The organism is Sphingobacterium phlebotomi (assembly GCF_008180195.1).
Classification (GTDB): domain Bacteria; phylum Bacteroidota; class Bacteroidia; order Sphingobacteriales; family Sphingobacteriaceae; genus Sphingobacterium; species Sphingobacterium phlebotomi.
Map to the genome: position 1 here is coordinate 505,363 of NZ_VTAV01000001.1, position 23,327 is coordinate 528,689.

Sequence of the window (23,327 nt, forward strand, 5' to 3'; positions counted from 1 at the left end):
CATGAGATTAAGGTTTTATATCAGTATAGGCATATTATGTAGTTGGTTTCTGGGACATGCCCAAATAAAAGGTATCCCGGCCCACATTGTTCCGCTTGCCGCAGATTCTTATGAAAAAGCGAAACCCTGGGTGGTCTGGTACTTTATGCACGCCAGTTATTCAAAAGAAGGTATCACGGCCGATTTGAAAGCGATGGCGGAAAATAATATCGCCGGAGCCTATTTTACGCCTATCAAAGCGAAGACAGATCCGCCCTTGTTTGAGCCGGCAGCGGAAACATTAACACCGGAATGGTGGGAAATGTTTCGGCATCTGGTAGCGGAGGCTAAGAAATATGGTATACAGATCGCGATGTTCCCGAATGATGGATTTGCTACTGCTGGGGGCCCTTGGATCACACCGGAAAAATCAATGCAAAAAGTGGTTTATGCCGATACGACCATAACTGTCAACCGTCGGAGTAAGGTCAACATTCCGTTACCACAACCGGAAAAGCTACACAACTATTATGAGGATATTCAGCTTTTTGCTATCCCGGTCGCCAAAACATATAGACGTAGTGATGAGGAGTCTCCGAAAGTAACCAGTAGCTACGATGAAGATGTACAGCATTTGGCACAAAAGGGTAATGATAAGCGTTTTGCGACATCCCAACCCGGATGGATCCAATATGCGTTTGAGCAGCCTTTCCCTTGCAATGCATTGAAAGTAGACCGCCGGGCAAATAATTACGGCGCGAACAGATTAAAGATATTGGTGAGTGATGACGGCGTTAACTTTGATGAATTGACGCAGCTAAAATCCCCGCGAACGGGTTGGCTTGATTGGGATAACGGTGTCACGCATACCATTCCGTATACCGAAGCAAAATATTTTCGGTTTGTGTTCGACCCAGCCAATTTTGAGCCGGGAGCGGAAGATTTAGATGCGGCTAAATGGAAGCCGTCTATCAATCTTTTAGGGATTACCTTGTTCGAAGAACCTCGTGTCCATCAATACGAAGGTAAGACAGGCGAGATTTGGAGAGTTGCGCTGCCTACGCGGGAAGAAGAAGTAAATTCGGCGTATGTTATCGATAGCAAAAAAGCAATTGCGCTGGATCCAACGGCTGTCCGTGGAGAAGAGTTAACGACAGCATTACCAGCGGGTACCTGGAAAATCCTGCGGATTGGACATACCACAACCGGGCATAAAAACGAAACGGCGGGTGCAGGGAAGGGGTTGGAATGCGATAAGCTGAATGTCGAAACGGTTGCTTTCCAGTTTGAGCAATGGTTTGGAAAAGCTTATGAAATGGTAGGACGGGAATTAGCCAAGGATGTGCTGACCGTCTATCATATTGACTCCTGGGAATCGGGTAGCCAAAACTGGACAAAACGGATGCCGGCGGAATTTAAAGCGCGGAGAGGGTATGAAATATCACCCTATCTACCGGTTTTGGCGGGTTATATTGTCAACAGTGTAGAAGAATCAGAAGCTTTCCTGCATGATTTCCGGAAAACGATCGCGGAACTACTGCAGGAGAAAGGTTTTCAGACGCTCCGTAACAAATCGGACGAGTATGGTGTGGAGTTCACGGCGGAAATGACGGCTCCGGTGATGATGAGCGACGGCTTTGCACATTTTGGTTTTACCGATAGGCCGATGGGTGAATTTTGGTTTAGAAGCCCGTCGCATGATAAACCTAACGATATTTTGGATGCTATTTCGGGTGGGCACATTTATGGAAAGAATAACATCATGGCGGAAGCGTTTACACAAATCCGTATGGAATGGGACGAACATCCACGTTTGTTGAAATCTCTCCAGGACAGAAATTTTGCATTAGGCATCAATAGTCTGGTATATCATGTCTATGTTCATAATCCGTGGATGGATCGTAAGCCTGGGATGACATTGGACGGAATAGGGCTTTATTTTCAGCGCGACCAAACCTGGTGGAAACCGGGAAAAGCTTGGGTTGATTACGCCATACGGGCACAGCAGTTGCTACAAACCGGAAAACCGGTACGTGATATCGCCGTATTTATTGGTGAGGAAATGCCGAGGCGGTCGATCTTGCCAGATCGTTTGACAAAAACATTGCCGGGTATTATAGGACAGTCCCGTGTCGAACGGACAGACTCGCTGAAGCGTAATGAAGGATGGCCAACACAGAAAATAGCCGGCGTGACAACGAGCGCGAATATGTATAATCCGGCGGATTGGGTGGATCCGTTGCGTGGATACGCGTATGATTCCTTTAACCCGGATGTGTTGCTACATCATGCGAAAGTAGAAGACGGCGCTGTCGTGTTTGCTGACCATATTGCATACCGCTTGTTGGTTGTTCCCGGACAGCACCTGATGAACCCGAGACCAACGCATTTTTCATTGACGGTACTGAAAAAGTTGGCTGATTTGGTAGAACAGGGAGCGACCGTTTTGTTCAACGAGAAACCGACGCATTTATATGGTATTGGTACGAAGCAGGACTCCCTGGCTTTTCAAGCGTTGGTCGACAATCTGTTTGACCAGATTCAAACGGTCGATGGTTTGCAACATAAAATGTTCGGGAAGGGTAGGATATACCTAGGAACATATCATGCGGAGAGCTTTGCCGCTTTGGGAATCGAAGAAGATGTGCTGATCAATAACAAAAATAATAACGCTATTTCGTGGAATCACAGAAGTTTTAATGGTGGAGACAGTTATTTTGTTGCCAATCAAGACAGTATAACGCAGGAAGCGCACTTCTCGTTTCGTACAATGGCACCGTATACTTATTTATATGATGTATTACAAGATAAGCTATTGCCCATTGCATCGTTACAAAAAAATAACCGTACAGAATTGACCCTATCGTTTGCACCTTCGCAATCCTTTTTTGTGCTGTTCAGCGAAAACCAGATCGATATACCAGACTGGAAACAGACAAAAACCCAGACGTTAACAGGCAATTGGCGTCTACAGTTGACCGATGTGCAACATGAGCCAATGATCGAGCAGAAGCCCGACTTTTGGACGGCTTCCGACGTGGACGAAGTAAAGTATTATTCCGGCGCAGGAACATACACACTCACTTTTGATCAACCGCAGCGGGTCGGCGAGCAGCGCGTTAAGTTAAAACTAGAACGTGTAGAGAGCCTTGCGGAAATTGTGCTGAACGGAAAGGATGTGGGGGTAATATGGACAGATCCGTTGGAGATTGATGTAACGGATTATCTAAGGCGGGGAAAGAACCAACTGGAAATAAAGGTATATAATACCTGGGGTAATCGTTTCTGGTATGAAACACATAAAGAACCGAAGGAAAAAATAATCAAAACCATAGCAACACCGAAATTCTTGAAAGGGCTGCAGGCGTCCGGGTTACAAGGTGATGTTAAATTGATATGGTACCAAAAAAACGAATGAGATGAGAGCAACAAAGAAAAGTCTACTTCTATTCGCTGTATCCACTTTGCTGACAGGGCAGATCCATGCACAGGAAAAAGCGATTACGAATACCGGAGATAGTCCTTTTGCGGTACAAAAAGCCATTAATATGGGTGATGTATCCTGGACGAAAGGTTTTTGGGCAGAACGTACCGAAACCTGTTATGAACAGATGGTACCGCATCTCTGGGACGTATATACCCGTGCAGACATCAGTCATGCATATCGGAACTTTGAAATCGCAGCGGGTCTAAAAGAAGGGGAACATAAAGGCCCATCCTTCCACGATGGTGATTTTTACAAGACGTTGGAAGCGGTATGTGCATTATATGCGCAAACGAAAGATAGGAAACTTTTGCAAATGATCGAAGAAGTGATCCCGGTAATTGCAAAATCACAACGCGCCGATGGTTACATCTATACGAAAGCAACAATCGACCAACGTAATTCTGGTGAGGATATCGAATTTCAGGATCGTTTAAGTTTTGAAGCGTATAATATCGGTCATTTAATGACCGCAGGCTGTATCCATTACCGGGTTACCGGAAAAAAGGATTTGTTGGATATTGCGGTTAAAGCGGCGGATTATCTGCATGGGTTTTATGAAAAATCGAACCCTACGCTAGCGAGGAATGCCATTTGCCCGTCCCATTATATGGGAACGATCGAACTTTACCGGACGACCAAGGATCCGAAATACCTGGAGTTGGCTAAACACCTGATCGATATTAAAGGAGAAATCGAAGACGGTACGGACGACAACCAAGACCGGGTTCCGTTCCGTCAGCAGAACAAAGCCATGGGGCATGCCGTGAGAGCGAGTTATCTCTATGCCGGCGTAACGGATTTGTGTACAGAGATACAAGATACCACGTTGAGCAATCGGCTTCTTTCGATATGGGATGATGTGGTAAAACACAAAATGTATATCACAGGAGGTTTGGGTTCGCTCTATGATGGTACGTCACCAGACGGAACATCTTATGATCCTGCGGATGTACAAAAGATCCATCAGGCGTTTGGACGCGATTATCAATTGCCTAACTTAACGGCGCACAACGAAACGTGTGCGAATATCGGCAATATGCTTTGGAACTGGCGGATGGCGACATTGACGGGCGATGCGAAATATATTGACGTGCTTGAATTGGCACTTTATAATAGTGTATTGTCCGGGATTAGCTTGGATGGTGATAAATTTTTGTATACCAATCCACTAAGCTATTCGTCTAATTTGCCTTTCCAACAACGTTGGTCTAAAAAACGTGTGCCCTATATTTCACTGTCCAATTGCTGTCCACCGAATGTGGTCCGTACCATTGCGGAGGTTAGCAGTTACGCCTACAGCGTTTCCGATGACGCCGTATGGGTAAATCTATTTGGCGGAAACGTACTGGATACGGAATATAAAGGGCAAAAGATTAAGATTACGCAGACGTCTAATTATCCATGGGACGGCGATGCTTCGTTTGTCATGGAGGAGTTGCCGGCAAACTATGCGTTGAAACTACGTATACCCGGATGGGCAGACGGAGCCGAAATTACCAAAAACAACGAGAAGATAACATTTCAGACGGAAAACGGGTATGCTGTATTGTCAGATGGGTTTAAAAAAGGCGACCGTATTACCTTGCGCTTACCTATGAAGGTCACGTTTATGGAGGCTAATCCGTTGGTAGAGGAAACGAGGAACCAAGTGGCAGTAATGCGTGGACCGGTGGTCTACTGTCTGGAAAAAGCGGATGTCCCGGAAAATGTGGATATCTTTGATCTGAAAGTAAATGCGTTAGATAGCTTCCAGCCGGTACAAGAAGCTGTACTAGGTCAATCTATCGTTTTCCTAAAGGGGAATGCGTATACCGATAACACGGAGAAATGGGGTTCGTTATATCGAAAAGTCTCCGCAGACGAACAACAAGCCGTTTCGGTGCGTCTTATTCCTTATTTTGCTTGGGGAAACCGTACGTTTGGCGATATGGCCGTTTGGCTACCGCGTAAGAAGTGAGGCAGTATCTAAGAAATAACCTGTCAACATTATATAAAATGAAACCATTAATTACTGTATTCCTCTTATGTATCGCTGTCGGTTTACATGCCGAAGTGCGCCTTTCTGCTATTTTTACCGATGGGATGGTCTTGCAGCAGCAAAAAAACGTTCCGATTTGGGGTTGGGCAGGGAAAGGGGCAACCGTATCTGTAGGAACTTCCTGGAATCAGAAAACATATAAGGTCAAAGCAAATGAAAAGGGTATTTGGCGTGTATTTATTCAAACGCCGGAAGCAGGAGGCTCATATAATATTCAGGTTTCTGAAGGCAATACCATAACGTTACAGGATGTATTAATAGGGGAGGTATGGTTGTGTTCGGGACAATCCAATATGGAAATGCCGTTGAAGGGTTATCCCGCACAGCCCATCATCGGCAGCACGGAGGCTATTCTCGAATCGCAGGATGAACAGCTACGCCTATACACGGTGCCGCGAAATCCTTTGTTGAAGCCGGCAGACGACAGCAAACCATCGCAATGGAAGAAAGCTAGTCCGGAGGATGTCGCTAATTTCAGTGCGACAGCGTATTTCTTTGGGCAACGGCTACGGAAAATATTAAAGGTACCCGTAGGGCTTATCCATAGTAGCTATGGCGGCTCCAATATAGAAGCGTGGATGGATGCAGCGTGGTTGGCAGATCTAACAGATATAGAAATTCCACAGCAGGAAGAAGGACTGAAAGATAAAAATAGGCAACCGACGATGTTGTATAACGGGATGATTAACCCCATAGCAGGTTATGGTATAAAAGGTATCATCTGGTATCAGGGCGAATCGAACTATGAAAGACCCGATCAATATGAGGTATTATTTCCGAGAATGGTCGTCAAGTATCGGGAGTTGTGGGGGGATGATACCTTGCCTTTTTACTATGTGCAAATCGCCCCCTTTGACTACGCATCCCTACCACCGTACTATGTTGGCGGAAAATATAATTCTGCTTTTATAAGGGATGCACAACGGAAATCTCTAGCTAAAATACCGCATTCGGGGATGGCAGTCACCATGGATTTGGGAGAACTTAACTGTATACACCCGGCGAAAAAGAAAGAAGGAGCCGACCGTTTGGCATTACTAGCTTTAGGTGATACCTATGGTATCAACGGATTGAATCACAGAAGTCCGGTTTATGAGCGTACGGAGGTACAGGGTAGCACCGTTGTCGTACAATTTAATGATGCGCCTTTGGGACTGACCTCGTTTGGAAAAGAAATAAAGACCTTTGAAATTGCGGGGGAAGACAAGGTCTTCCGACCAGCAAATGCCATTGTGAAGGGCAAGGCCGTGATTGTATCCTCACCGCACGTCGCTAAACCTGTCGCCGTGCGTTATGCATTTAAGGATTTTGTAATGGGAGATTTGTTTGGTGTTAATGGTCTTCCGGTAAGTTCATTCCGAACCGATGATTGGTGATTTTTTTTCCACTTTTGACCGCAAAAGTGGAGCAAACCGAGCGAAGCGAGCTCATGAACACCCAAATGAAAACGTGTTCATAAACTCGTCACTTCGGATATTTGACAGGAAGGGATAGTACTAAGGATGAGTTTGTGCAGTTGTCAAATATCCGGAGGTGACTTTAGGTGTTAATTAGGGTTTATTGCAATGCCTTGTAAGGTTTTTTTTTATCAAGAAAGGAAGATGCGTGATAGGTGAAGGATACAAACAATGAAATAGTATAAAATGAATCAATTAAGATATATAGTTATTTTGATATGTTGTATCCTGCTGGCTGCTAAAGTACATGCACAGGAGTTTAAGTGGGAAGATTATTATATCACTTGGGATAAACCGAGTAAACATTCCGGAGAATCCATGCCATTGGGCGGAGGCGATATCGGGCTGAATGTATGGGTAGAAAATGGGGATATTCTTTTTTATTTAGGCAAATCGGGTGCGTTCGATGAAAACAACACGTTATTGAAGCTCGGTCGGGTACGGCTAAAACTTTATCCGAACCCGTTTGAAGGTAAAGTATTCAAACAACAACTGCAGGTTGACAAGGGACAGGTGGTTATTTCAGGCGAAAGCAACAGTGCAAAGGCGGAAGTAACATTATGGGTGGATGTGGAGCGTCCGAATGTCTATGTGGATGTACACGCGAATAAAAAGATTGACGTAGAAGCATCCTATGAAAACTGGCGGCATAAGGAGCGTTATCCTAAGAAACGGGAAAATAACGCAAACTCCTGGAAATGGGCACCTCCACACGAGGTGGTTACGAAGCGTGATAGTGTTAATGCTGTAGATAATAAGGTTGTCTTTTTTCATCAAAATACCGATAGTACCGTGTTTGACATTGTTGTGCGGCAACAGGGTATGGAAGCGGTTAAGGATTCTTTGTATAATCCGCTGGCGGATTTGGTATCAGGGGGTATGTTGCAAGGGAAGGATTTTCATTTTATCGAACAACGCTCCGGCAAATATATGGATACCGATTACAACGCTTGGGTACTGAAAAGTAAGAAACCGGTGACGAAACATGATTTACAGGTCTCGTTACATGTGGCAGGGCCTGTATCTATAGCCGAATGGCGGCAAGGGGTGGATGTCTTGTCGAATCCTAGCGAATCCAAAGCCCATATCAAGCGTAAAAACTTGAACTGGTGGCGTGCTTTCTGGAAAAGGAGTTATATCCGGATACAGCCTACGAAACCTCATGCGGAAAATGAAAGTTGGCAGGTCGGACGTAATTATCAACTTTTCCGTTTTATGCTGGCAGCGAATGCGTATGGCGAATATCCAACAAAATTTAATGGCGGACTATTTACGTATGATCCATCGTCTATTGACAGCACGATGAACTTCACACCCGATTTCCGAAATTGGGGAGGAGGAACACATACGGCACAGAATCAGCGTCTGGTGTATTGGCCGATGTTAAAAAGTGGCGACTTTGATATGATGCCCGCGCAATTTAAGTTTTACCAACGGATACAACGTAATGCAGAATGGCGATCGAACATATACTGGGGGCATAGCGGAGCCAGTTTTACGGAACAGATAGAAAATTTCGGACTACCTAATCCAGCAGAATATAATTGGAAGCGACCAAAAGATTACGATAAAGGGCTGGAATACAATGCTTGGCTAGAATACCAATGGGATACCGTATTGGAGTTTTGCATGATGATGTTGGAAACAGCAAATTATCACGATGCAGATGTGCGTCCCTATATTCCTTTTATAGAGAGTTGTCTGCGTTTCTTCGACGAGCATTATCAATATCGAGCTCGTCAACTAGGAAGTAAAATTTTAGATCAGAACGGTCATTTGATTTTTTACCCCGGCTCTTCTGCAGAAACCTATAAAATGGCGTACAATGCATCGACGACGGTAGCTGCATTGCAAGAAGTTACCCGAAGGATGTTGTCACTTTCCGCAGCAGTGGTAAATGATTCATTACGAACTTATATGGAGGAATTCCAGCGAAAGATACCGCCTTTACCCACTAGAGTGCTAAATGGGAAGAAAATGTTGGCACCGGCTGAAATATGGGCTCGAATTAATAATACAGAAGCACCACAGCTATATGGTGTATATCCCTGGGGAATCTATGGGATTGGCAAACCGGATATAGACATAGCGCTGAATACCTTTCATCATGATCCCGACGTTTTAAAATTCCGAAGCCATGTGGGGTGGAAACAAGATAACATCTTCGCCGCACGCCTGGGACTGACCGAGGAGGCTAAGAAATTTACGACACTTAAATTAAAAAATGCGGATCGGCGATTTCCCACCTTTTGGGGGCCGGGTTTCGATTGGGTGCCGGATCATAACTGGGGAGGATCGGGCATGATTGGTCTGCAAGAAATGTTGTTGCAAACCGCCGACGACAAACTCTATCTTTTTCCGGCATGGCCAGCAGAATGGGATGTTGATTTCAAACTTCACGCACCAAAGCAAACCACGGTCGAAGGCAAACTACGGAATGGAAAGTTAATCGATTTACAGGTGCTACCAAAAGAACGAACAAAAGATGTCGTTAACATGCTAGAATAGCGTTAGGCAGTCTCTTCTCGGGTTCATTGCTCGTCATTCATCACCCATAGCTGTTTATACATGACAGAACAGAACAGTTTTCTATAATATTCCCTTTACCTTAGAAAATTGTTATATATGATCTATACTATTATAATACATAATTTATGAATGCATTAGCAGGTGTTTTATTCCATTTTATTGGTGGTTTTGCATCGGGAAGTTTCTATGTTCCCTATAAAAAAGTAAGAAATTGGTCGTGGGAATCGATGTGGATTCTGGGTGGACTGTTTTCCTGGATTATCGTTCCGCCATTAGCAGCTTGGTTGACCATACCAAATTTCGGAGACATCATTCGGGAAGCGGGTTCTTCAACACTTGGCTATACATACTTATTTGGGCTGCTTTGGGGAATTGGTGGTTTGACCTATGGACTCGGTGTCCGCTATCTCGGTGTTTCGTTAGGAAGCAGTGTGATGTTGGGTTTGAGTATGGTATTTGGTTCGCTGATGCCGGCTATTTATTATTTTTTCAATCAATCACCTGGAAAGCACGGTATTGATTATTTCTTTACCACAAATGCCGGGATTTGCGTGATGGTGGGCCTTCTGGTCTGTGTTGTGGGGATATATCTCTGTGGTCGAGCTGGTTTCCTCAAAGAAAGAAGCTTAGCCACGCTCTCTGCTGAGGCAAAATCAGATTACAATTTTGGGGTAGGTATTGTTGTCGCTATCGTTTCGGGTGTATTGAGTGCCTGTTTTAACTTTGGTATCGAAGCCGGGAAACCGATGGCAGATGTTGCTAATCAGATTTGGAAGGCGGCAAACCCGAATCAGGGAGAATTTCTGTACCAAAATAATGTAAGTTATGTTGTCATCCTGTGGGGAGGTTTCACGACCAATGTCATTTGGTGTCTCTACTTATTGACGAAAAATAAAACATTCTCCGATTATACCAAGAAAACTGCTCCACTGCGAAAGAATCTTTTATTATGTGCTTTAGCTGGAACAACATGGTATCTGCAGTTTTTCTTCTATGGTATGGGGGAAAGCCGTCTTGGAAACGGAGCAAGTTCCTGGATATTGCACATGGCATTTATCATCTTGATTGCCAATGCCTGGGGTGTGATCTTAAAAGAGTGGAAAGGCGTAAATAAATCAACCTATACCGCTATTATAGCCGGTATCGTGACGATTATCCTGTCTATTTGTATCGTCGGATTAGCAAAAACATTAGAATAATAAAATAATATCAAAATTTATAGAGCCGTGAAAGAATACAAACATGTAAACTATCTATGGGATGAACAAAAAGCAAAATCATTAGAAGGTGATGAAGTTGCTTTATTGTTGTATCGCTCCAACTTGTTGGGGTCAGATTTACGAATTACAAATTATGGCGGTGGAAATACATCGTGTAAAACAATTGATAAAGATCCATTGACGGGCGAGGAAGTGGAAGTGATGTGGATCAAAGGTTCCGGTGGAGATATCGGTACACTAAAGAAATCTGGATTAGCCGCGTTGTATGTGGAGCGTTTGCGTAATCTGGAAAATGTATACCGTGGTATCGAGCACGAAGATGAAATGGTGGAGCTGTTCAACCACTGTATCTATGATTTGGCCTCAAAAGCACCGTCGATTGATACACCATTGCATGGTTTTCTTCCGTTCAAGCATATTGACCATTTGCATCCGGATGCAGCAATTGCGATTGCGGCGGCAAAAGATGGAAAGAAAATTACGCAAGAGCTTTTCAGTGGTACGATTGGCTGGGTAGAATGGCAGAAACCGGGATTTGATCTAGGATTGCAATTACGAGCTTGTTTGGAAGAAAATCCAGGTATTCGTGGCATCATGTTAGGTTCACATGGACTGTTTACCTGGGGTGATACGGCTTATGAAAGTTATGTGAACTCACTGGACGTTATTGAAACCTGTGCGGAATATCTCGCACAAAACTACGGTAAAACGAGGCCGGTGTTTGGCGGACAAAAGATCGAAAGCCTTCCAGCTGACGCTCGTCGGGAACAAGCTGCAAAATTAGCGCCCGTTTTAAGAGGATTCTGTTCGAGCGAACGTCACATGATCGGTCATTTTACGGATGATGAAAAAGTACTCGAATATATCAATTCAAACGATTTGGAGCGTCTAGCTCCGTTGGGGACGAGCTGTCCGGATCACTTTTTACGGACAAAAATACAACCCCTTATCTTAAACTTGGATAAAGGTGCAGATTTGAGCGATGTAGAAGCTGTAAAAGCTCAGCTAGAGCCGTTGTTTGAAGACTACCGGGTGATGTATACCGAGTATTACGATACTTGTAAGCACCCAAATAGTCCGGCTATTCGCGATAGGAACCCAGTTATTATCTTGTATCCAGGTGTAGGTATGTTTGCCTTTGCAAAAGATAAGCAAACGGCACGGGTAGCAGCGGAATTCTACATCAACGCGATCAATGTGATGAAGGGATCTGAGGCTGTCAGTGAATATACATCATTACCTAGACAAGAAGCCTTTAATATCGAATATTGGTTATTGGAAGAAGCGAAACTACAACGTATGCCGAAGCCGAAGGCATTATCCGGCAAGATTGCGTTAGTTACGGGAAGTGCAGGTGGAATTGGTAAAGCGATCGCGAAAAAATTCGCGAATGAAGGTGCCGTCGTCCTATTGAACGATTTAAATGCAGAACGACTTGAAGGGGCTAAGCAAGAATTTATCGATTTGTTTGGAAAGGATGCGGTAGCTACCGCTGTGTTAGATGTTACCAACCAAGAGCAAATAGAGGAAGCATTAAAAGAAGCTGCTTTAGCTTTTGGTGGCGTGGATATTGTGGTAAACAATGCCGGCTTGTCTATTTCTAAATCCATCGAAGATCATACACAGAAAGACTGGAACTTGCTATACGATGTATTAGTGAAAGGTCAGTTCTTAGTGACACAAGGTGCTACAAAAGTATTAAAAGCCCAAAATGTTGGTGGGGATATTGTCAATATCGTTAGTAAGAATGCCTTGGTAAGCGGACCGAACAACGCTGGGTATGGTAGTGCAAAAGCTGCACAGCTTCACCTTAGCCGTTTAAATGCAGCAGAACTGGGAGCAGCGAAGATTCGTGTGAACGTGGTGAATCCAGATGCGGTTATCTCTGATAGCAATATCTGGGCAGGTGGATGGGCAGAAGGCCGTGCCAAAGCTTACGGTATTACGGTTGAGGAATTACCAGCATACTATGCAAAACGTACTTTATTAAACGAAATTATTTTACCGGATGATATTGCCAATGCTTGCTTTGCCTTTGTCGGTGGTAACTTGAATAAATCGACAGGTAATGTACTCAACGTTGATGGCGGTGTAGCGATGGCATTCGTACGTTAGTTTTTTTACTTAATTTTAAAAGATGAAGCTAGATAATCAAACGATAGAACAACATAATCGGCAATTCGTGGAGAAGCACCAACGTGCTTTCTCCTATACCGCTGAAAACATAGCCAATGCCGAAGAGATATTGGATAAATTGCAACAATTCCAGATTGCTATACCCAGTTGGGCGTTAGGAACAGGTGGAACGCGCTTTGGCCGTTTTTCGGGTAAGGGTGAGCCCGGAACGTTAGAGCAGAAGATTGAAGATGTTGGATTATTGCACGCACTGAACCGTTCTAGCGGGGCTATTTCACTCCATATTCCATGGGATATTCCACAAGATGCCGAAAAGATAAAAGCACTTGCAGCTTCCCACGGTTTGGGTTTTGATGCAGTAAACTCCAATACGTTTCAAGATCAGCCTGGCCAAGAGCACAGTTACAAGTTTGGCTCTTTGCACCATGTTGATCCCAAAGTTCGTAAACAAGCGGTCGATCATAATATCGAAGTGATCAAACATGGTATAGCATTAGGATCAAAAGCATTGACCGTTTGGTTGGCTGACGGTTCTTCCTTTCCGGGCCAGCTCAATTTTCGCGAGGCTTTCCAAAATACGTTAGAAAGTTTGAAAGAGATTTACAAACATTTGCCAGACGATTGGAAAATGTTCGTCGAATACAAGGCTTTCGAGCCACATTTTTATTCGACGACTATTGCAGACTGGGGACAATCGCTATTACTAGCGAGTAAATTGGGTGACAAAGCTTATACGCTGGTGGATTTAGGGCATCACTTGCCTAATGCCAATATTGAGCAAATTGTTTCCTTGTTGTTGATGGAAGTCAAACTAGGCGGTTTCCATTTTAATGATAGTAAATATGCCGATGATGATTTGACGGCGGGTAGCATCAAACCCTATCAATTGTTCCTGATTTTCAGCGAGCTGGTGGAAGGAATGGATGCTCGTGGAATCGACCATGCTTCTGGCTTGGGTTGGATGATAGACGCATCACATAACTTAAAAGATCCATTGGTAGACTTACTGCAATCTGTAGAGGCCATTAAAATCGCGTATGCACAAGCGTTGTTGGTAGATCGTAAAGCGTTGAAAGAGGCGCAGCAACAAAACAATATTGTGCGTGCACAGGAAATTTTGCAAGATGCATTTCGCACGGATGTGCGTCCATTGGTAGCAGAGGCGCGCTTGCGCCAAGGTGCAGCACTGAATCCTGTTGCGTTATTCCATGAATTGGAGATTCGAAATAAGTTAATTGAAGAACGGGGCAGCAATACTGTAGCGACGGGATTATAATCTGATCCCGATCAATAAATCACATTTTTTCAATAGATCCGCCTATTGGCGGATCATCTTTAGATAATTTAAATTTTCAAAATGCGTACACCTGTTGTCGCTATTTTCGATGTAGGGAAGACAAACAAAAAATTATTTTTGTTTGATGAACATTACGACATTGTTTTTGAGCGTTCAGCCAGATTTTTAGAGACAGTGGACGAAGACGGAGATCCATGTGAAAACCTGGAGAGCTTACGCCTTTCGGTGTTTGATTCCCTCCATGAAGTATTCCGTTTGGATGAGTTTGATATCAAAGCGATCAACTTCACTTCCTATGGTGCCAGTTTGGTGTATCTAGATGAAAGTGGACGACCACTGACACCTTTATATAATTACCTCAAAGCTTATCCAAAAGCATTGGAAGAGCGCTTGCATACTGCATATGGAGGTGTCGAGGAGTTTTCTCTTGCTACAGCTTCTCCGGCACTAGGAAGCTTGAATTCAGGATTACAACTCTATCGTTTGCAACAAGAGAAACCGGACGTATACGAAAAAATGAAATATGCCGTACATCTTCCGCAGTATCTCAGTTTTTTGGTTTCGGGACAGATATATTCGGATATGACGAGTATCGGTTGCCATACCGCGCTATGGGATTTTGCAAAGAATGGGTACCATCAATGGGTTAAAGATTCCGGTATTGAAAATAAATTAGCACCGGTTGTAAAAGGAGATGAAGTGTTTTCAGCCGCGTTTCCGGGAAGTACCTACAAAGTAGGGGTAGGATTGCACGATAGTTCCTCGGCGTTGATTCCGTATTTACTGAATTTTCACGAACCCTTTATTTTGATTTCTACCGGTACTTGGTGCATTTCGTTAAACCCGTTTAATGAGAAGGGTTTGACGAGAGAACAATTGGAAAAAGATTGTTTGTTTTATATGACCTATGCGGGTACACCAGTGAAAGCTTCCCGTTTGTTTGCAGGCTATGAACATGAAGTTCAGACAAAACGTATTGCAGAACATTTTCAGGTAACGACCGGTCGTTTTAAACATATAGAGATTGACTGGAAGATTATCGACAAGTTAAGTGGCGGCAAGGAGATCCCAGCTAACCTGGACGCTTTTGGGCAGGTAAATTTGAGTAGCTTTGTGGATTATGTGGAAGCCTATCATGCTTTTATGACATACTTGGTTGCAGCACAGATTGCATCTACCCGTCTTATTTTGGCAGAAAAGAGAATTAAGCGGATTTTCGTGGATGGTGGGTTTAGTAAAAACAGCATTTTTATGAATTTGCTTGCCAGAACGTTTGGTAATATCGAAATATACGCAGCTTCCATGGCACAGGCTACGGCTATCGGCGCTGCCTTGGTGATTCACGACCAATGGAATACGCAACCCGTGCCAAGTGATATTATCGAGTTACGCTATTACCGTGCTTAAATAAGATTTTTATTAGAGAACCTATGGTTTAACTCGATACCATATAAATGGAAAATAAAGGATATATGAAAAGTCGAATCTTCGTAATTGCCATGTTATCTGTATGTCTTATTTCGCTGAATGTAGTAAGTGGACAGGATCGTTTTCCGGATGGAACACCCATTTCTGACTGGTTCAAAAGGGTGGAACCTACTCGTATGGAGTCATTGGGGAAATCATTTCGTATTACGGATTTTGGTGTTGTGTCAGATAGCACCATACTTCAAACGCAAAAAATTCAGGCGATAATAGACAAAGCACATGAAGCCGGAGGAGGAGTAGTGGTTATACCGAAAGGAATATTTCTAAGTGGTTCTTTGTTCTTTAAACCTAAAACCCATCTGCATTTAGAAGAAGGCGCTGTGCTGAAAGGAAGTGACGATATCAGTCATTTTGAGCTGTTGATGACACGTATGGAAGGACAGACGGTTGTTAAAAACAGATGATGAAGCTGTTGCGTTTAATATATATCGTTCTGTGAATAACAAAGAAACGAAGCTGAATCAAAAACCTATAATAGCGACAACAGATTTTGTGGATACACATATCAAAGATCATCATGCTTCCTATTGGATAGAAGTCGTCAATGGTAAAGAGAAAAAACAAAGTGAAAAGAAATCCTTAACACAAGATGTTGCCGAAGAAGCCAATTATCACCTTATAAAACTGAAAGATCCAAATGTGACAGCTGGTCGGGTAGCTGTTGCCGACCTCAACGGTGATGGCAAGTATGATTATATTATTCGCCACCCACATAGTAATGTAGATCCTGGCGTTCCCAATCCCGATGATGGCACAACGTATAAGATAGAAGCCTATTTGCACGATGGAACGTATTTATGGACGAAAGACTTAGGACCGGGTATCGAACCCGGCGTATGGTATTCACCCTTTATCGTGTATGATTTTGATGGAGACGGAAAAGCAGAGGTGGCGTTAAAAACAGCCGGAGACGATTATCTAAAGAATGATGCTGCACGGATATACGGAGGTAGTGAATATTTATCGGTATTGGATGGTATGACTGGAGAAGAAATTGCCCGTGTGGACTGGCCGGAGCGGAATGATCGATATGGTAATGTAAACCGTCAAAATCGAAATCAAATTGGCATGGCCTATTTAGATGGAAAGACACCTTGTATTCTTGCCGCACGGGGTACCTATAAATTGATGGTGGTAGATGCATGGCAATTGCACAATGGTAAATTAGAAAAGCTGTGGCGATGGGATGGTGACGAAGAGAATCCCATTGTGCGAAGCCAGGGCGCTCATAATATGGTTTGTGGCGATGTGGATGGGGACGGAAAGGACGAGATTTTACTTGGCTCCTGTATGCTCAATAACAATGGAACGTTGAGGTGGTCAACCGGTCTTGGACACTCGGATAAAGCCTATCTGACGGATATCGATCCAAATCGGGAGGGAATGGAAGTGTTTTTGGCTATCGAACCTTGGATAGACAACGGTTATGGGGTGAGTATAGTGGATGCAAGTACCGGAGCACGGATCTGGGGTGTCGGACACAAAACGTTTCATGTGGGAGATGGGATGGTAGCAGATATAGATCCTGACAGTCCGGGATTGGAATGCTTCGCTGCGGAGGATAAAAAGGGAGGTTCTACTGATAAATATATGTTGAGCGCCGACGGAAAAAAATTAGCTTCCAATGCGGATGTGCCTCCTTGCAGAAATTGGATATGGTGGGATTCCGGAAATATCCGTCAATTGTTTTTTGGCGATGATAACCATTGGGGTGCAGAATCGATGTCAGGTGGAAGAAGTCAGTCGATAGGCTACTGGAAAGGTGAGAAAATTACAAAGGACATCTATGGAGATATCCTTATGATTGCAGACTTGTTCGGCGATTGGCGTGAGGAAGTGGTGACAGCGCTGCCTGGCGAATTACGAATTTACCACACGGATATCCCGGCAAGGGATCGCAAAGTGACCTTAATGCAAGATCCTATTTATAGGAGCTATGTACTTCAGCGTTCGCAAGGTTATCCGCAAGCACCAGTTCCGTCATATTACTTGGGTGATTAGAAATATAGCTATCCCATAGATATTTTTTTACAAAAATTAGGATAAGGCATATTATTTTGTATATTTAGCTTTGAATTGCAACTAACTTACTAACTTTTTTCAGTTGTTAAGCAACTTGTCTATGAAAGCGACAGATCAAGATAGACACCTTTTCAATAAGCATTACCGTGCATTATGCTATTTTGCCTGCCAAATGGTGCAGAATGAGCGGGTTGCTGAAGATTTGGCACAGGATGCTTTCGTTGCCTACTTAAACAACAAAACTGAACTGCCAGATGATGAAAATGCGATAAAATCTTTTCTGTATAGTTCGATAAAATATGCGGTATACAACTTAAGCCGCCACAACAAGGTTGTGCAAAAATTTTGGCGGCGTACATCTTTTACCGAGCTGGACGATATTGATTATGAGCACCAGATTATTCGGGCGGAATTTACAACAGCTATTCATGAAGCATTAGAAAAACTCCCCGAGGGTTGTCGAAAAATCATGACCATGAGTTATGTAGATGGTTACTCCAATGAAGAAATTGCACAGGAATTACAGGTTAGTATGAATACCATAAAAACACAAAAACGCCGCGGGCTCGGTGTATTGCGTGAAAAGCTGAATTTCGATTATTTCTCCCTGTTTATTCTCACTTTTTATATCAATTTTTAAAAAATTTCATTTTCTTGTCACCCCAAATCCTGATTTAGGTTTCTTAACTTAAATTATGGATACTAACCCATTCAATATCGCCCATATAATTACCAAGCGTTTCAAAAATGATCCGCTCGACAGCTATGAACAACAAATATTGGATGCATGGATACAGGCCCATCCCAAGAACAAAGTGTTGTTTGATGAACTAATGGCAAAAGACGTGTCCATGAAACTGGATTGGCTCGACAACCTGGATGAAGAATCTGCATGGCAGCGTATAGAACAGAAACAAGGCAAAAAACACAGTAATTATTTTTTATGGCGTGTGGCGGCAACTATTGCACTCATTTGCTCTTTAAGTTTATGTTTATGGTTTCTTAGGACGGATATCAACGATGAAAAAGAAGCTGCTGCTCCAGCGCTCCATATAGCGGCAGATGATGTAAGTCCAGCTCTTTTAGGAGCTAAAATCATCCTCGCAAATGGTAAAGAGGTGAAAGTAGACGATACGCTTAATATCGCTTCGAGTTCAGCTATTATAGAGAATGAATTAGACTTTTCTAATGAGTCTGTTACACGCGAACTCATTTTCCATACGTTGGTCGTTCCTGCAGCCAATTTCTTCAAGATAACCTTATCGGATGGAACAGCCGTGTGGGTCAATGCCGCGAGTGAACTCCGGTTTCCGGAGCATTTCGGAGCTGCTGAACGACGTGTATATCTAAAAGGCGAGGCCTATTTTGAAGTGGCAAAAGATACGGAAAGACCATTCTTTGTGGAAACGGAAGAAGTTGATATTCGTGTATTGGGAACACATTTTAACGTATCTGCTTATGGGAAGAATGTCAAAACTTCATTGGCAGAAGGGAGTGTGAAGGTAATTAATGAGGCACGATCTGTGGTCATTGCACCCGGACAAAGTGCGGAGTGGAGCGATGGAGATTTAAAGGTGAGAACAACTAACTTACAACGAGATCTTGCCTGGAAAAATAACGTTTTCTATTTTAAGAATGATCATATTGTCAATATTGCCAACCAGCTGAAACGCTGGTATAATATAGATATTTCTTTATCACAGGATGTGCCGTTGCAAAATACTTATTCCGGTGAAATCGGGCGGGATGTCAATTTATCTGAAGTATTAACCATGTTGGCATTTGTCAGCGATCTAAAATTTACACTAAACTCTAATAAATTATTAATCACTAAACAAGAACCAATGATGAAATAGAAATTTACGACAACAAACGAAACAAATGATGTTTAACAAAAACAGGGATGTTGCAGCACCCCTGTTGAAATCAAGTTAAATAAAGCAATGAACCTTACACATTAACTCAATTACTCAAATGTATGAATTACTTCTTATTTGACAAAAGGCGAAAAGAAGCATGGAAGCGGCCTATTGTCTTAATTCTCCGGACGATGAAAATTACAACTTTTCTCTTGCTGGTTTTCATGACCTGTGCCTATGCAGAAGGAACTGCACAGAAAGTATCTCTTTCTTTAAAGAATGCGAAGCTAGAAGATGCTTTTCAGCAGATTAGCAGACAGACAAACCTTAAGTTTTTGTACAACGACGATGTGATAGCCAAATCATCACGTGTTAACCTTAATGTACGCGCAACGGATGTAGGAGATGTGCTCCACATGATGCTGCCGGCAGCGAATTACTCTTTTAAGGTTCTCGCGGGTACGGTTAGCGTGCATTACCGGGAAACTGCTCCTGTGTTGAAAACGGCCGCCGTTAGCGAACAAAATACGATTACCGGTAGCGTGACTTCGATGAACGGAGAACCGCTAGCCGGTGTATCTATTGGTATAAAAGGAACCTCACAAGGTACTACAACGGATGAGAATGGTAACTTCTCAATCGCTGCTCCCAGTGGCAGTACCTTAACTTTCCGTTACGTAGGCTATTTGACCAGGGATATACGCATAGGTAATCAACGTACATTGAATGTGCAGCTAATGGCAGAAGACCAGGCGATTGAAGAAGTCGTGGTAACCGGGATGGGCCAACGGGTTGACCGTCGTTTATTTACCGGTGCAACATCACAAATTTCGGGTGAAGCGGCGCAAATTGGCGGACAGATTGACCCGAGCCGTGGTTTGGAAGGTCGTGTGGCAGGAGTTTCCGTACAAAACGTAACCGGTACATTCGGTACCGCTCCGAAAATCCGCGTGCGTGGAGCAACTTCCATCTATGGCGGATCAAAGCCGTTATGGGTTATTGATGGCGTTATTGTAGAAGATGTCGCAGATGTTAATGCAGATGCACTTTCTTCCGGAGATGCCTTAACGTTAATCAGTTCTGCCGTAGCCGGATTGAATGCACACGATATTGAATCGTTCCAGATTTTGAAAGACGGTTCAGCAACCTCCATATACGGCGCGAGAGCCATGGCAGGGGTAATCGTTATTACAACGAAAAAAGGAACAGCCGGACGTAGCTCGTTGAACTATACCGGCGAGTATACCTCTCGGGCAACACCACGTTATTCCGAATTTAACATTATGAACTCCCAAGAGCAGATGTCGGTTTACCAAGATATGTATGCGAAAGGTTACATCCGCTTTGGAGATATTCCGGTGGCCAATAATAGCGGCGTGTATGGTGATTTGTACAGACGCATTCAGTCGGGCGAGATTCCCAATGACCTGTTTACGAACAGGCACCACGTCAATAATTTTTTACGAGAAGCAGAATACCGGAATACCGATTGGTTTGGCGAATTGTTTCAACCCAGCCTACAGCATAACCATGCCCTCAGCATGTCGTCCGGTACGGAAAAATCACAGTACTATTCGTCAATCAGTGCGCTGGTGGATCCAGGATGGACCAAGAGAAGCGGTGTAAATCGTTACACTGGTAATCTGAATGCCAACTACAATATCTCGGATAACCTTCGGTTGAATATCATAACTAACGGATCGTACCGTCAACAACAGGCTCCCGGAACATTAGGACAAACTACAGATGTGGTATTTGGAGAAGTCAAGCGTGATTTTGATATAAATCCTTACGCCTACGCGATGAATACCTCGCGTGTATTAGATCCAAATGTATTCTATACGCGAAACTATGCGCCATTTAATATTCTGCACGAGTTGGAGAATAACTATATGGATGTAAGCGTAGCGGATTTACGTTTCCAGGGAGACTTGAAATGGAAAATCATACCAGAATTGGAAGTAGGTGCCTTTGGTTCAGTGCGGTACCAATCTACTGCCCAGCACCATTATGTAAAAGATCTTTCTAACCAAGCGATGGCTTATAGAGCGGGTATCAACCCGGAGAACACAACTATACGGGATAGAAATCCGTTCTTGTATACAGACCCGGACAATCCTTATGCAAGACCAGTTTCCGTATTGCCGGAAGGTGGTATTTATAACCGTACCGATTATACTATGTTCGAGCAATTGTTCCGTTTCACGGCACAATATAATAAGACCTTCAACTATGACCATACTGTGAGTGCTTTCGCCGGTTCGGAATTGACCGCATCGGATAGAAACAATACCTGGTTCAGGGGGTGGGGCTTGCAATATGAGTTAGGTGAAAGTCCGTTTACAGATTATCGTGTTTTCAAAAGAGGGCAGGAAGAAAATACACCCTATTTTCACGTAAACCGAAATAAAGATAACGATCCGACGACCACTAGGTACAAACAGGCGGCATTTTTCACCAACTTAACTTATGCGTACGCAGGAAAGTATATCTTAAATGGAACCTTCCGCTATGAAGGAGCGAATAAGCTAGGAGAAGCGACATCTGCGAGGTGGATGCCGAGCTTTAACGTGTCGGGAGCGTGGAATGCACATGAAGAAATTTTCTTTGAAAATCTTGCTCCAGCCCTATCGCACTTGACGTTAAAAGCTTCTTACAGTTTAACAGGAGATAGGGGACCAGCAAATGTAACGAACTCCCACGCAATTTATTCTGCGTATAATCCCTGGAGACCAACGGCTGGCGATACCGAATCGGGGTTGCAAATTCTCGACTTGGCAAACAGTGAATTGACGTATGAGAAAAAGCATGAACTGAATATCGGCGCGTCGATGGGTTTTGTGGATAACCGAATCAATGTAGAGTTTGATTGGTTTAAGCGGAATAATTTTGACCTGATTGGTGTGGTGAACACACAGGGACTAGGCGGTATTATCTCCAAAATGGGAAATGTTGCGGACATGAAATCGCAGGGTGCCGAACTAAGTCTGACTGGACACATCTTTCGGGATAATCCTTTCAAATGGACATCCAATCTGATTTACTCTAATGTAAAGACGGAAGTAACCCGCTTGGATACCCGGAGCCGTGTCATTGATTTGATTACAGGAACCGGTTTCGCACGAGAAGACGGACCGGTACGTGGTCTGTACTCTGTTCCTTTTGTCGGCTTAAACAATGAAGGGTTACCTATATTTATAGGGCCGAATAATGAAGAGACCACCACTGATATCTACTTTCAGGAGCGTGATAACATCGACTATCTAAAATACGAAGGACCGACAGATCCTGTCCATACTGGGGGTTGGGGTAACCAATTCAATTACAAAAACTTTGGTTTGAATGTCTTTATAACCTATTCCTTTGGTAACGTGGTACGTCTAGATCCAGTTTTTAAACATGAATACAATGACCTAACCGCGTCTACTAAAGAGTTTGCAGACCGCTGGATGGTGCCGGGGGATGAGGCGTATACGAATGTGCCAATTATCGCTTCGAAAGGACAGAACCGGGCTTACAGTAATAATCTTCAATATGCGTACAATACATATAATTATTCATCTGTACGTACAGCAAAAGGCGATTTTATTCGTATGAAAGATGTATCTCTTACGTATGAGCTACCCAAAGATTGGTTGAGTGCGTGGAAAGTGAACTCGTTGGGATTGCGTTTCAATGCGACGAATCTATTCTTGATTTATGCAGATAAGAAACTAAACGGACAGGATCCTGAGTTTGTGAATGCGGGTGGTGTGGCGGCACCGATTGCCAGGCAGTATACTTTGACATTGCGTTTAGGGTTGTAATGGGAACTT

The 23,327-nt window shown here is 43.5% G+C and carries 13 protein-coding genes; all 13 read left to right on the forward strand.

Going from position 1 to position 23,327, the window contains the following annotated elements:
• Window position 1: 1 nt before the first annotated feature.
• The gene (locus FXV77_RS01795; RefSeq protein WP_148917505.1) at window positions 2–3,397 is read left to right on the forward strand and encodes a glycosyl hydrolase; all 3,396 of its coding nucleotides are present in this window, start codon (window positions 2–4) and stop codon (window positions 3,395–3,397) included.
• A 1-nt stretch (window position 3,398) separates the two neighbouring features.
• Window positions 3,399–5,423: an aceric acid hydrolase gene (locus FXV77_RS01800; protein WP_148917506.1), complete on the forward strand. Its 2,025-nt coding sequence runs from the start codon at window positions 3,399–3,401 to the stop codon at window positions 5,421–5,423.
• 38 nt (window positions 5,424–5,461) lie between these two features.
• Window positions 5,462–6,880 carry a sialate O-acetylesterase gene (locus FXV77_RS01805; protein ID WP_148917507.1) on the forward strand — a complete coding sequence of 473 codons (1,419 nt, stop codon included), beginning with the start codon at window positions 5,462–5,464 and terminating at the stop codon, window positions 6,878–6,880.
• Between the two features lie 267 nt (window positions 6,881–7,147).
• Window positions 7,148–9,469, forward strand: coding sequence for a DUF5703 domain-containing protein (locus tag FXV77_RS01810; protein ID WP_148917508.1), 2,322 nt, complete (start codon window positions 7,148–7,150; stop codon window positions 9,467–9,469).
• 146 nt (window positions 9,470–9,615) lie between these two features.
• Entirely contained in the window at window positions 9,616–10,689 is a 1,074-nt protein-coding gene (rhaT, locus tag FXV77_RS01815) for an L-rhamnose/proton symporter RhaT (protein WP_148917509.1), read from the forward strand.
• A gap of 27 nt (window positions 10,690–10,716) precedes the next feature.
• Window positions 10,717–12,825, forward strand: coding sequence for a bifunctional aldolase/short-chain dehydrogenase (locus FXV77_RS01820; RefSeq protein WP_148917510.1), 2,109 nt, complete (start codon window positions 10,717–10,719; stop codon window positions 12,823–12,825).
• 22 nt (window positions 12,826–12,847) lie between these two features.
• The gene (locus FXV77_RS01825; RefSeq protein ID WP_148917511.1) at window positions 12,848–14,122 is read left to right on the forward strand and encodes a TIM barrel protein; all 1,275 of its coding nucleotides are present in this window, start codon (window positions 12,848–12,850) and stop codon (window positions 14,120–14,122) included.
• Window positions 14,123–14,203: 81 nt separating this feature from the next.
• Window positions 14,204–15,550 carry an FGGY-family carbohydrate kinase gene (locus FXV77_RS01830; RefSeq protein ID WP_148917512.1) on the forward strand — a complete coding sequence of 449 codons (1,347 nt, stop codon included), beginning with the start codon at window positions 14,204–14,206 and terminating at the stop codon, window positions 15,548–15,550.
• 65 nt (window positions 15,551–15,615) lie between these two features.
• Window positions 15,616–16,035, forward strand: a complete 420-nt coding sequence (locus FXV77_RS01835; RefSeq protein ID WP_187443973.1) for a glycoside hydrolase family protein — start codon at window positions 15,616–15,618, stop codon at window positions 16,033–16,035.
• Between the two features lie 31 nt (window positions 16,036–16,066).
• A complete protein-coding gene (locus FXV77_RS01840) occupies window positions 16,067–17,632 on the forward strand; it encodes a rhamnogalacturonan lyase family protein (protein ID WP_148917513.1) in 1,566 nt (521 codons plus the stop codon).
• Window positions 17,633–17,753: 121 nt separating this feature from the next.
• The gene (locus FXV77_RS01845) at window positions 17,754–18,293 is read left to right on the forward strand and encodes an RNA polymerase sigma-70 factor (RefSeq protein ID WP_148917514.1); all 540 of its coding nucleotides are present in this window, start codon (window positions 17,754–17,756) and stop codon (window positions 18,291–18,293) included.
• 55 nt (window positions 18,294–18,348) lie between these two features.
• Window positions 18,349–19,509 (forward strand): FecR family protein, encoded by a 1,161-nt coding sequence (locus FXV77_RS01850; protein WP_148917515.1) that lies wholly within the window; start codon window positions 18,349–18,351, stop codon window positions 19,507–19,509.
• Between the two features lie 194 nt (window positions 19,510–19,703).
• A complete protein-coding gene (locus tag FXV77_RS01855; RefSeq protein WP_246162158.1) occupies window positions 19,704–23,318 on the forward strand; it encodes a SusC/RagA family TonB-linked outer membrane protein in 3,615 nt (1,204 codons plus the stop codon).
• The last annotated feature ends 9 nt before the right edge of the window (window positions 23,319–23,327 follow it).

Coding starts and splice junctions, on each gene's coding strand:
- FXV77_RS01795 (WP_148917505.1), top strand. CDS start 2: ATGAGATTAAGGTTTTATATCAGTATAGGCATATTATGTAGTTGGTTT.
- FXV77_RS01800 (WP_148917506.1), top strand. CDS start 3,399: ATGAGAGCAACAAAGAAAAGTCTACTTCTATTCGCTGTATCCACTTTG.
- FXV77_RS01805 (WP_148917507.1), top strand. CDS start 5,462: ATGAAACCATTAATTACTGTATTCCTCTTATGTATCGCTGTCGGTTTA.
- FXV77_RS01810 (WP_148917508.1), top strand. CDS start 7,148: ATGAATCAATTAAGATATATAGTTATTTTGATATGTTGTATCCTGCTG.
- rhaT (WP_148917509.1), top strand. CDS start 9,616: ATGAATGCATTAGCAGGTGTTTTATTCCATTTTATTGGTGGTTTTGCA.
- FXV77_RS01825 (WP_148917511.1), top strand. CDS start 12,848: ATGAAGCTAGATAATCAAACGATAGAACAACATAATCGGCAATTCGTG.
- FXV77_RS01830 (WP_148917512.1), top strand. CDS start 14,204: ATGCGTACACCTGTTGTCGCTATTTTCGATGTAGGGAAGACAAACAAA.
- FXV77_RS01835 (WP_187443973.1), top strand. CDS start 15,616: ATGAAAAGTCGAATCTTCGTAATTGCCATGTTATCTGTATGTCTTATT.
- FXV77_RS01845 (WP_148917514.1), top strand. CDS start 17,754: ATGAAAGCGACAGATCAAGATAGACACCTTTTCAATAAGCATTACCGT.
- FXV77_RS01850 (WP_148917515.1), top strand. CDS start 18,349: ATGGATACTAACCCATTCAATATCGCCCATATAATTACCAAGCGTTTC.
- FXV77_RS01855 (WP_246162158.1), top strand. CDS start 19,704: ATGAAAATTACAACTTTTCTCTTGCTGGTTTTCATGACCTGTGCCTAT.